General features: G+C 64.7%; 13 protein-coding genes. 10 read left to right on the plus strand and 3 right to left on the minus strand.

Translation table 11 applies throughout. The features are described 5' to 3' along the window. The 6 genes from MJ783_RS12065 to MJ783_RS12090 form a co-directional block, all read left to right on the plus strand. Window positions 1–826 (plus strand): hypothetical protein (locus tag MJ783_RS12065; RefSeq protein WP_370651609.1); only part of this gene is annotated, 826 nt, incomplete at its 5' end. A 378-nt stretch (window positions 827–1,204) separates the two neighbouring features. Continuing rightward, window positions 1,205–1,555 carry a succinate dehydrogenase, cytochrome b556 subunit gene (sdhC, locus tag MJ783_RS12070; protein ID WP_370651610.1) on the plus strand — a complete coding sequence of 117 codons (351 nt, stop codon included), beginning with the start codon at window positions 1,205–1,207 and terminating at the stop codon, window positions 1,553–1,555. Further along, window positions 1,555–1,992, plus strand: coding sequence for a succinate dehydrogenase hydrophobic membrane anchor subunit (locus MJ783_RS12075; RefSeq protein ID WP_239310505.1), 438 nt, complete (start codon window positions 1,555–1,557; stop codon window positions 1,990–1,992). Before sdhC ends, MJ783_RS12075 begins: the two co-directional genes overlap by 1 nt. Window positions 1,993–2,021: 29 nt before the next feature. Next, window positions 2,022–3,776 carry a succinate dehydrogenase flavoprotein subunit gene (gene sdhA / locus MJ783_RS12080; protein ID WP_255724405.1) on the plus strand — a complete coding sequence of 585 codons (1,755 nt, stop codon included), beginning with the start codon at window positions 2,022–2,024 and terminating at the stop codon, window positions 3,774–3,776. Between the two features lie 149 nt (window positions 3,777–3,925). Beyond that, the gene (locus MJ783_RS12085; RefSeq protein WP_239310507.1) at window positions 3,926–4,690 is read left to right on the plus strand and encodes a succinate dehydrogenase iron-sulfur subunit; all 765 of its coding nucleotides are present in this window, start codon (window positions 3,926–3,928) and stop codon (window positions 4,688–4,690) included. A gap of 109 nt (window positions 4,691–4,799) precedes the next feature. Further along, the gene (locus tag MJ783_RS12090) at window positions 4,800–5,690 is read left to right on the plus strand and encodes an LppX_LprAFG lipoprotein (protein ID WP_239310508.1); all 891 of its coding nucleotides are present in this window, start codon (window positions 4,800–4,802) and stop codon (window positions 5,688–5,690) included. Between the two features lie 95 nt (window positions 5,691–5,785). Here the strand turns inward: MJ783_RS12090 and MJ783_RS12095 are convergent, their stop codons facing one another. Further along, window positions 5,786–6,286, minus strand: a complete 501-nt coding sequence (locus MJ783_RS12095) for a GNAT family N-acetyltransferase (RefSeq protein WP_305039913.1) — start codon at window positions 6,284–6,286, stop codon at window positions 5,786–5,788. A 230-nt stretch (window positions 6,287–6,516) separates the two neighbouring features. On the opposite strand from MJ783_RS12095, the gene MJ783_RS12100 reads away from it, so the two are divergent. The 4 genes from MJ783_RS12100 (at window position 6,517) to MJ783_RS12115 (ending at window position 9,502) form a co-directional block, all read left to right on the plus strand. After that, complete coding sequence (locus tag MJ783_RS12100; protein ID WP_239310510.1) at window positions 6,517–8,196, plus strand: Eco57I restriction-modification methylase domain-containing protein; 1,680 nt, start codon at window positions 6,517–6,519, stop codon at window positions 8,194–8,196. A gap of 146 nt (window positions 8,197–8,342) precedes the next feature. After that, window positions 8,343–8,696: a type II toxin-antitoxin system VapB family antitoxin gene (locus tag MJ783_RS12105; protein WP_305039302.1), complete on the plus strand. Its 354-nt coding sequence runs from the start codon at window positions 8,343–8,345 to the stop codon at window positions 8,694–8,696. Next, window positions 8,693–9,106: a type II toxin-antitoxin system VapC family toxin gene (locus MJ783_RS12110; protein WP_239310511.1), complete on the plus strand. Its 414-nt coding sequence runs from the start codon at window positions 8,693–8,695 to the stop codon at window positions 9,104–9,106. Before MJ783_RS12105 ends, MJ783_RS12110 begins: the two co-directional genes overlap by 4 nt. 129 nt (window positions 9,107–9,235) lie before the next feature. After that, window positions 9,236–9,502, plus strand: a complete 267-nt coding sequence (locus MJ783_RS12115; RefSeq protein WP_239310512.1) for a hypothetical protein — start codon at window positions 9,236–9,238, stop codon at window positions 9,500–9,502. Window positions 9,503–9,633: 131 nt separating this feature from the next. Here the strand turns inward: MJ783_RS12115 and MJ783_RS12120 are convergent, their stop codons facing one another. Beyond that, window positions 9,634–10,215 carry an RloB family protein gene (locus MJ783_RS12120; protein ID WP_239310513.1) on the minus strand — a complete coding sequence of 194 codons (582 nt, stop codon included), beginning with the start codon at window positions 10,213–10,215 and terminating at the stop codon, window positions 9,634–9,636. A 75-nt stretch (window positions 10,216–10,290) separates the two neighbouring features. Next, complete coding sequence (locus MJ783_RS12125) at window positions 10,291–10,806, minus strand: ATP-binding protein (protein WP_308194805.1); 516 nt, start codon at window positions 10,804–10,806, stop codon at window positions 10,291–10,293. Window positions 10,807–11,007 lie beyond the last annotated feature (201 nt).

Genomic DNA, 11,007 nt, shown 5'->3' on the forward strand with positions numbered 1-11,007 from the left:
CGCGACGACGGCGAGCGGGAACACCGCCAGCGCGCCCGCTGCCGCCAGCGAGGGCGATGAGCTGACAGCCGTCGGCTCCATGGCCGACGAAATCGAGATCGCCGAGGTTTCGATCGGCTCCGCGCTGTATGAGAAGCCCATGACCGCGCTTGCGGTGGGGCTGCGCAAGGACCCCGCGGCGGCCGGGGCATCGGGGGTCACGGGCACCACCGCGCTGACGGCTCATCGGGGTGGCTCTCGCTCGCCCGGCTCCGCCGGATACAGCACCGGCAGACATTCTGATCAAGACGACGGTCTGCTACCAGTCTCCGGCGACATCGCGATCGGCCCAGCCCGCACACCCTTCAGCTTTGCTCATCACGGTGATGGGCCGGCGTCAGCCACCGGCCGAGACGGTGAGCCGCCGCTCCGGCGGGCTGTGATCATCGCGGTGGCCGCCGCGTCGGTGGCGACTGGGGCGGCAATAGCGCTCAGCGGGATCCTCACCCCCGGGTCCGACACCACCCAGCCGCAGAACCCCGGCGGGAACGGTATCCCCGCGGCGACCAGCACGGCGGACGAGCAGAACAACCTCAATCCTCGGGTGCTCCCGACCGGCCTCGCCCCCTCGTTCAGGCTTCCGGCCAGCCGCAGGGCATCACCGAGCGCGTCAACCACCCCACCCGCGGCGACGCCCATCGAGACCGACCCGGCGGCCCACAGCCCGACGCCGACCAGCGTCGCCGCGAGCCCCACGGCGCCGGCCATCTCGCCCACCTCGACGCTGCCCGCGTCGTCCCCGCCCAGCACATCGACACCGACAGCGACAGCGCAGCCGGCTTCGTGACGCCTCAAAGCCCACGGGACCGCCGGGGATCTCTCTGATCAACAACGGATGGCCGCCAGCCTCGAAACATAATGAAAGCGATCACTTTCTGTGACATACTTCACCTAAGTGTCACCGAAGCTAGCATGCCCCTCCATGGGCTCAGCACTAACATCGGGTCCACACAAACCATCGTCCGCATGATGTCTCAAGGTGCTTAGTGCCCCCCGAACCCACCACTCGGCTTCGCTCCAGCTGCCGGCGCGGGCCCTTCGGGCCAGCTAGGTTACCAAGAGTCATCGGACGGGACCATCAGGACCAGCCTGTCGGCAGGCAGGTCCGGAGGAGCTTTCAGTGCCGAAGGCACCAGCGGGAACGCTCTACCGCGGCCGTGAAGGGATGTGGTCCTGGGTTGCGCACAGGATCACCGGCGTACTGATCTTTTTCTTTCTGTTCGCCCACGTCCTGGACACCGCGCTCGTGCGGGTGTCACCGTCGTCCTATGACAGTGTGATCGCGACCTACAAGAACCCGATCGTGAACCTGATGGAGGTAGGGCTTGTAGCCGCGGTCGTCTTCCACGCACTCAACGGGATCCGGATCACGTTGATCGACTTCTGGAAATCCGGTCCCCGTTTCCAGCGCCAGATGCTCTACACCGAGATCGTGGTGTGGCTGGTCCTCGTCGTCCCCGGTGCTTTCTTCATGCTCAAGCACATGTTCGAGACCCTGTTCGGGAGCGCGTCCTGATGGCGACGACAATCAACGGCGCTGCCGCCCCGGCCATCGAGACACCGCGCAGCCCGCGGCGGCGGCCGGGCGGCCCGAAGGCGCGAACGAACTTCGAGCTGTACGCGTGGCTGTTCATGCGAATCTCCGGGGTCCTGCTGCTCTTTCTCGTGCTCGGTCACCTGTTCATCATGAACATCCTTGATGGCGGGGTGCAACGGATCGGCTTCGGTTTCGTCGCGGGCCGTTGGGCCTCGCCGTTCTGGCGGACCTGGGATCTGCTCATGCTCGTACTCGCCGAACTGCACGGAACCAATGGCCTACGGACAGTGATCAACGACTACGCCGAGCGAGCACAGGCCCGGTTCTGGCTGAAGATGCTGCTGTATGTGTCGGCAGGCCTGGTCATCACGCTGGGATCGCTGGTCATCTTCACGTTCGACCCGAACATCTCCTGATGGCGCCTGGGAAGGCGGAGGTCCAAGCGGTGCAGGTTCACAAGTACGACACGGTCATCGTGGGTGCCGGCGGCGCGGGGATGCGCGCGGCACTCGAAGCCGGCAAGCGTTGTCGCACCGCCGTGCTGACCAAGCTGTATCCCACCCGCTCCCACACCGGCGCGGCTCAGGGCGGCATGTGCGCGGCCCTGGCCAACGTCGAGGAGGACAACTGGGAGTGGCACACCTTCGACACGATCAAGGGCGGCGACTACCTGGTCGACCAGGACGCGGCCGAGATCATGTGCAAGGAGGCCATCGACGCGGTCCTCGACCTGGAGAAAATGGGCCTGCCGTTCAACCGCACGCCGGAAGGCCGGATCGACCAACGGCGCTTCGGTGGCCACACGCGTGACCACGGCAAGGCGCCTGTCCGGCGGTCGTGCTATGCGGCCGACCGCACCGGCCATATGATTTTGCAAACGCTTTACCAGCAGTGCGTCAAGCACAAGATCGAATTCTTTAATGAATTCTACGTGCTGGACCTGCTGCTCACCGAAGGCGTCACGGCCGGGGTCGTCGCCTATGAGCTGGCCACCGGTGAGGTGCATGTCTTCCAGGCGAAGTCGGTGGTGTTCGCCAGCGGCGGGTTCGGCAAGGTTTTCAAGGTCACCTCGAACGCGCACACGTTGACAGGCGACGGGATGGGCATCATCTTCCGGCGCGGGCTGCCGCTGGAGGACATGGAGTTCTACCAGTTCCACCCGACTGGCATCTGGAAGATGGGCATCCTCCTCACGGAGGGTGCCCGTGGCGAGGGCGGTATCCTCCGCAACAAGGACGGCGAACGCTTCATGGAGCGTTACGCGCCGACCATCAAGGACCTCGCCCCCCGGGACATGGTGGCCAGGGCCATCTACACCGAGATCCGCGCTGGCCGTGGCTGTGGCGCGAATGGTGATCATGTCTATCTCGACCTGACCCACCTGCCGCCCGAGCAGCTCGACGCCAAGCTCCCTGACATCACCGAGTTTGCCCGCACCTACCTGGGCATCGAGCCTTACACCGACCCGATCCCGATCCAGCCGACCGCCCACTACGCCATGGGCGGCGTCCCGACGAACATCGACGCCGAGGTTCTGCGGAACAACACCGACATCGTCAAGGGCTTGTATGCGGCCGGGGAGGTCGCATGCGTGTCCGTGCACGGCGCGAACCGGCTCGGAACGAACTCGCTGCTGGATATCAATGTCTTCGGCCGCCGAGCGGGCATTGCCGCCGCCGAACACGCGATCGCGACGCATCGTCACACCGAGTTGCCCGAGAACCCGGCAGCCTTTGTCGAAGGGCTCCTGACCAGGCTCCGCGACGGCGCGGGCACCCAGAACCCGGCGGCCATCCGTCGCGAGCTGCAGGAGACCATGGACGTCAACGCGTCGGTGTACCGCACCGAGACGACGCTCAAGCAGGCGATCACCGACATTGCCGGGTTGAAAACCCGCTACCAGCAGGTCGGTGTCACCGACCGGGGCCGGCGCTACAACACCGAACTGTTGGAAGCGGTTGAGCTGGGCTTCCTGCTCGACCTTGCCGAGTGCCTGGTGGTGAGCGCGCTCGCCCGCAACGAATCCCGCGGCGGGCACTCGCGGGAGGACCATCCGAACCGGGACGACGTCAACTTCCTGCGCCACACGATGGCCTACCGCTCCGGGCCGCTCGTCGCCGGCTCGCCCGAAGCGGAGATCCGGCTGGATTACAAACCTGTCGCCATGACCCGCTACGAGCCGATGGAACGCAAGTACTGACGGAACCCAATCCGGTTTCACTCGAGGCTGTGGACCACGCCGGGCGTTCTCAGATTGGTCCGGGGCCAGGTTTCGATGTTCGGGTCACCCAGAGCGCGGCCTATGATGTGCTGGCCCGCGCTGTGGGTCTGATGTGAGAAAGGTCCGGCGTGACTGTCACCGACGATCTATCAACCACCGCACCGGCCGCTTCGGGTCCGACCGCAACGGCCGGACGGACCGTCACGCTGAAAATCCGGCGCTTCGACCCGGAGGTGAGCGCCAAGCCGCTGTGGAAGAGCTACACCGTCCCCTTCGATCCCAGCGACCGGCTGCTGGACGCCCTGCACTACGTCAAGTGGAATCTCGACGGGTCGCTGTCCTTCCGGCGCTCCTGTGCCCACGGTGTGTGCGGCTCGGACGCCATGCGGATCAACGGCTCGAACCGGCTTGCCTGCAAGGTGCTGGTCAAGGACCTCGGTCCGGAGATCTCGATCGAACCCATCAAGGGCCTTCCGGTCGAGAAGGACCTCATCGTCGACATGGAACCGTTCTTCGACGCGTTCCGTGCGGTCAAGCCGTACCTTATCGCCGAGGGCCATGAGCCGACCCGTGAGCGGTTGCAGTCCGCGGCGGACCGGGAGCGCTTCGACGACACCACGAAGTGCATCATGTGCGCGGCCTGCACGACCTCGTGCCCAGTGTTCTGGAATGACGGGGAGTACTTCGGCCCGGCCGCGATGGTGGCCGCGCACCGCTTCATCTTCGACAGCCGGGACGCGGGCGCCGACGAACGTCTGGAGATCCTCAACGAGCGGGAAGGGGTGTGGCGCTGCCGCACGACCTTCAACTGTTCGAACGCCTGCCCCCGTGGTATTCAGGTGACCAAGGCAATTCAGGAGGTCAAGCGCGCACTCATCTTCCGGCGCTTCTAATGACTGGTGACTAGTGATCGAAAAGCGCGCGATCGTAATTTTTCCGCGCGCTCGGCGGCCCGGGGATCTCCACAACGGCGGCCAGCGCTCACGATCGGGGAGACCGCGAATGGCTCGGATCGCTGTGCGCGATGTTCAGCTGGCTGCCGGCAGCATCTTCCTGCTGGCGGCCAGCCTGTTGCTGAGCGCGGCGGCCTGTTCCAGCGACCCCGCCAAACCCCCCTCACCAGTCGTGATCGGTCCGACTCAGGCAGCGAGCCCGACACGGACCAGTGGCGTACCGGCTCCGCTGGAGTCCTCCTACGACACGACGATCGCGCGGAAGACAGCAAGAATTCGCTTCACCTATGCGGCGGCCCTCGTTTCCGTCTCCGGCCGCAAACAAACGATCTCCACAACAGGGACCGGCACGGTTGACTTCGTCCACAGCACGAGCGAGAGCGTGCGCAACGTCGACGGCGGCGGTCGCAGCGAGGTACGGATCGTCGGTCCCGACTTCTACCAACGCGGCATCACGGCTGGCGGCGCGCCAGGCTCGCCGCGCTGGACCCGTGTCGTCCCAGGCGGCGGTGCTACCGCTTCCTCCAGCACCGCATCGGCCAGCGCCGTACAGCCCGGGGTCGGCGACGACGCGGCGCTGCGGCTCGGCTTCCTGAGCGGTGCGTCGGCCCCGGTGACCACCGTGGGTGAGGAAGCCATCGACGGTATCCAGACGACCCATTACAAGCTGTCCGTGAACCTGGAAACAGCATCCCAACGGGGGAACATCAGCACGGCCACCGTCGAGTACTACAAGAGCATCCTCGGAAGCGCCCTCCAGCCGACCGAGGCCTGGATCGACGCGGACGGACTCATCCGCCAGCTCCGCATTACCGTCACCGGCGCCGAGTCCGACAGCCCAGCCCCGCACACAGAGATCACCCGGACAGTCACCTACTCGGACTTCGGGATACCTCTGAACGTAACGGCACCGCCGCCCAACGAGATCGCGCCAGGATGAGCTGAGCTCGCCGGCGACAGAACCGGACGCCGCGAGCCGGAATGACGATCTCAAACGCGCTCTAAAGATAAAGAGCACCCGGCACAGGGGCGCTCTTATTGATCCTGTCCACGGCGGAATAGGTGGCGGTTCTCGGCAAAGGCGGTCAGCGCCTCACCGGACAGGCGCTGCGTGGTCCACTCGTCCAGGCCCACCGCGCCGATTGCGCGATAAAAGCCAATCGCCGGATTATTCCAGTCCAGCACCGCCCACTCGAACCGGCCGTAGCCGCGCGCCACGCACTGCCTGGCCAGCGTGCTCATCAGCGCGCGCCCGTAGCCTCGACCGCGGTGCTCCGGGAGAACATAAAGATCTTCCAAATAAATACCGTGACGACCGGTCCAGGTCGAGAAGTTCAGGAACCACAGGGCGAAGCCGACCACTGTCTCAGCCCGTTCGACCAGGTGGCAGAACACCGCTGGCCGCGGGCCGAACAGCGCTGTCCGCAGGTCCGTCTCGGTCGCGACGACCGCTTCGGGCTCCCGCTCGTACTCAGCCAGCCCACGGACAAGGCTTAAGATCACGGAAACGTCATTCTCCGTGGCCTGGCGCACCACGGCGTCATCCGCGTCCGGTGACATACCCGGTGATGCTATCGCGATGCTCGCCAGCGGGATCGCTGGCCCGCCATCGCCACCTTGCCGGAGCCAGGCCCGGCGGAGCAAAGCGACGATCATCCCTCGTGGCGTTTACGCACCGTGTCACCAATGACTGACGATACGATCCGCAACGTGGCATGTCGTCCCTGTTGCGTCGAGTAGCTCCTACCCGAAGCTATCGTCGACCCGTGGTCAGCCAAGGTCTCTTCGACGAGCTCGGCTCTCTGTCCCGGACCGAATCGCCACAGCCAGCGATCGATCATGGAGAGGTGTTCACCCGACGTTGGATCGTCGAACTGATCCTGGACTGGGTTGGCTACACGCCCGACAAGGATCTGACCAGCGCCGTGATCGTGGAGCCCGCGTGCGGCGCGGGGGCTTTTATCGGGCCGATAGTTGAACGTCTGATCGCCTCATGCCAGCTCCACGGCCGCTCGCCACTCGACGCCGCCGACGCTGTGTACTCCTTCGATCTCCTCGACCGCAACGTGCGATCGAGCCGGGATCTCGCCATCCGGCTCATGACCGAAAACGGCTGGGACATGCCAGGCGCCGGGAAACTCGCCGGAAAGTGGATCCGGCAAGGGGATTTTCTTCTCCAGCGTGAGTACGGAGGCGCCGACTTCGTGGTGGGAAACCCGCCGTACATCCGCCTTGAAGACGTCCCCGAAGCTCGGATGAAAGCCTACCGGTCGTCGTGCCCCACCATGGGTGGGCGGGCGGATGTCTACGTCGGTTTCTACGAAGTCGGCCTGAGGATTCTGCGGCCCGGCGGGAGGCTCGGTTTCATCTGCGCGGACCGCTGGATGCGCAACCAGTACGGCAGCCGGCTGCGCGAGCTGGTGAGCCGTTCCTGCAACGTTGAAGTCGTCCTCACCGTGCACAATGTGGACGCGTTCGTTGAGCAGGTCTCCGCCTATCCCGCCATCACGATCATCCAAAGTGCGCAGCAGGGAACATCTGTTGTTGCCGACACGACGTCGTCTTTCGGCGCCGACGAGGCCGCGTTGCTACGGAACTGGGCAGGGAGCGAGGGAACCTCGATCCGCGCGCCGACGTTTCATGCCGCGCGTCTTCCGCGCTGGTTCGCCGGGACGGATTCCTGGCCGGCTGCCTCACCCGCGCGGCTTGCGATACTGGAGGACCTCGGCGATCGGTTTCCCTGCCTTGAGGACGGCTCGACCGGGACCCGGGTAGGTATCGGGGTCGCCACGGGTGCGGACAGTGTGTTCATCACAGCCGAGCCAGAACGTGTGGACGTCGAGGACGACCGTCTCCTTCCGCTGGCGATGGTCCGTGACACCGCCGGTGGCTCGTTCTCGTGGACGGGAACGCATCTCATCAACCCCTGGGGCTCCGACGGCCAGCTTGTTGATCTTGCCTGCTATCCTCGCCTCGGCCGGTATTTTCGCCGGCACAGCGGCCAGCTGCGTGCGCGTCATATCGCCAGGAAACAGCCGGCCCGCTGGTACAAGACGATCGACAAGGTCGACCACCGGCTTATCAAAAGACCGAAACTCCTCTTCCCGGACATGAAAGCCAACATGCACCCGGTTCTCGATCCCGGCGGATGCTACCCACACCACAACCTCTACTACATAGTCTCGGACACCTGGGATCTGCAAGTCCTCGGCGGGCTCCTGCTCTCGCGGGTGGCCGAAGCGTTCATCGTGGCGTACGCGGTCAAGATGCGTGGCGGAACCCTGCGGTTCCAGGCCCAGTATCTACGTCGGATCCGAGTACCTCATCCTGACACGATCAGCGAAACGGACACCGTGGCGTTGCGTGACGCTTTCGAGCGTCGCGACGTGGACGCCGCGACAGACGCCGCCTTGCGCGTCTTCGACCTGGCCAACCTGCCAGGCTGAGAGAGTGAAGTCCTGACCGTGCCCGCGAGGACTTCGAAGAAGCACTCGCCGCCCGCTGGGGCGTTCAAAGAGACCCAGAACTTCCGCCGGTCGGAAGAAAGCTGGCGCAGGGACCGCCGGATCCGTGCGCGGCGGCAAACATTTCGATGCCATCGCTGGCCTGCGCGCACGGGCCGAGCCGGCTCGTCTCGCCACGCCCCCATGGTACCTTGGAGGAAAATCTTGCCTCCAAGGTGGAAGTGGTTGCGGTGGCGCTGAACATCAAAAACGACGAGGCACAGCGGCTTGGCCGTGAGCTGTCTGACCTGACCGGAGAGAGCATCACGACGGCGGTGACCACGGCGATTCGCGAACGTCTCGACCGTATGCGGGCCGACCGAGAAGCGGGCGAGCAGCGAGTTGAGCGAATCGTCGCTCTTGGCCGCCAGATAGCGGATGCGGTCGTTGGGAGCGGGTTCGGCATCGACGACCTCTACGATGATCGCGGACTACCGGCATGATCGTGGACTCGTCCGCCCTCGTGGCTATCATCCGAGCCGAGCCTGACGCGGCTGCTTACGCGGCGGCTCTTGTCTCGGCGGACACCGCCATGTCCGCCGTGAACTACGTGGAGGCGGCGGTCGTCGTCGACTCGGCTCGTGACCCTGTCGCGAGCCGCCGGTTCGACGAACTGGTAAGAGTGGCGGACATCGAGGTGGTGGCGGTGACGGCCGAGCACGCGACGCTCGCCCGGCAGGCCTACCGAGACTTCGGCAAGGGGAGCGGGAGTCCCGCCCGATTGAACTTCGGTGACTGTTTCGCCTATGCGCTTGCGGCTGAACGACGGAAACCGCTGTTGTTCAAGGGCGACGACTTCATCCATACGGATCTGGTCGCCGCTGGCCTTCCCGACCAGCACGGACCGGGCTGAATGCCGAATTCGGCTCCGTGGCGCCCACCGGTGTCGGTGCCACGCGGCGACTCAGCCCAGATCAGCGGTGGAAGACCGTTCGCTGGACCGCCCAGCGCAACGCCCATCGTTGCCAGCACCAGGGCCGGCTTGGAGGCGCGCCCTGGCCACGGCCCGGCCGACCTCGCGCCGCAGGCGCCGTACCGGTTTCCGGAGTCGATGGCGGAGCGGGTGCAGGCACTGTGCCGAATCATCATCGACACCTACGACGGCGACACCGGCCAGCTGTGGACAACCGCCGCGGACCGTCGGGAACTGCTCAGGCGGGCGTCCACATTGCCTGGCTTTGGCACCCAGAAGGCCAAGATCTTCGTGGTGCCGCTGGGCAAGCAGCTCGGTGTCAAGGCCCCGGGCTGACGGGAGGCGACAGCTCCCTTCGATGGGGCCGAAAGTTACCTGCCGGTGGCCGATATCGTCGACCAGCAGAGTCGGGACAAGGTCCGCATGAAGGCAGTAGCCAAGTCTGGATAGGCGGGCGCGAGGTTCTGTTAGTCCCGTTCGTCTCCGCGCGCTTCCTGTCCGAGAGCGTTGAGCAACGCAAACATCGTGGATGACGGATTATCATGTGGGGTGCGCTTATTGTTCTTCTCGTGCATTGTGGCGAGCGCGGCGGTGCGACGCGCGGCGGCAGCCCTCTTCGGCAGGTAGCCGCTGGCGTCGATCCGCTTGCCCGTGCGGCCGTCGTGCTTCTTGCTTTCAGATTCCGCTGTAGCCGTATCAGTCCACCTGGTGTGGTCCTTGAAATGAAGCAGCAGCCAGATCTCAAAACACGGGTTCGAGATCGCCAGTTTGATATCATTTTGGCGTGCAAGTCTTACAGCCTGGTCGAGGTCCGGATGGTTCCTCGGCCACTCGACATCGAAGACACACCAGTATTCGTCCACGGCGCCCGACCCAACTTGATCGTTTCGCTTCTTGCGCTCGGCCGCTAATTTGACAAGTGTCAGCGGGACCCCGTGATCGGTGTCGATCTCGATTTTGACGGCCGCATTGCGCCTGACTTCGGGAAGTCTTCTCAAGCCGTTCAGATAGTCCGGCTCGGTCTTGTCCCCCTCGCAGAAGACCAGCAAGGTGCGAAGCTCCGGCCGTGTCCCGGCTCGCCGCCTGAGTGGCTTCTGCTGACCCCTCCTGATCGCCATTGATCGTTAGCCGATCAGGCCGAGACTACGGAGAAGCTCGGTGCGGTCCGTGTCAGGCAGCGCACCGAAGCGGCCTTGCAGGTAACCGTCTTCGATGTTATGTGATTTCCGCACGCGCTCTCCCGCGAACTCTGCCAGTGCGCCGAGCCTTGTCGCACCGCTCGCGGATTTCTCGGTGAACCAGACCTCATCCCGATTGAGATGGTTAAGTAGGGTTGTGTCATGCGATGTGAAGACGAGCTGAGCTCCGCGCGGGTTCGTTGCCGGATCGTGAAAAAGTCTGATCAGCTCGGCGGTCAGCGTCGGATGCAGGCTGGAGTCGAGTTCGTCGAACAGCAGGAGGGAGCCACTTCGCAACGTTTGAAGGACAGGACCGACAAGCCGGTACCATACCCGGGTGCCTTCCGACTCGGCGGTGAAATCCAGCGGGTGACTGCGGCCGGCAGCCGGTGCATGAGACGGACCCGAGGACGCGAGCGCCGGGGCTCTGTATCCGGTCCGAAGCTGGGCTGGTTGCCGAATCTATTGCTGGTAGGGCGGTATTGAACTTCCTCCTCGTCGACCGCAACCATCGACAGCTCGGCGGGTTCCACGATCGAACGGAAGTTCGCTGCCTCGAACCGAATCAGCATCGCCTGCCCCACTTCGTTGCCAGATGTGGACAGAGCTCAATTTTTGCACGATCTTGACGAAAATCACACTGTAACTGTGGCCTGATGCCAT

This window comes from Protofrankia sp. Cj3, assembly GCF_917627355.1.
GTDB lineage: Bacteria > Actinomycetota > Actinomycetes > Frankiales > Frankiaceae > Protofrankia.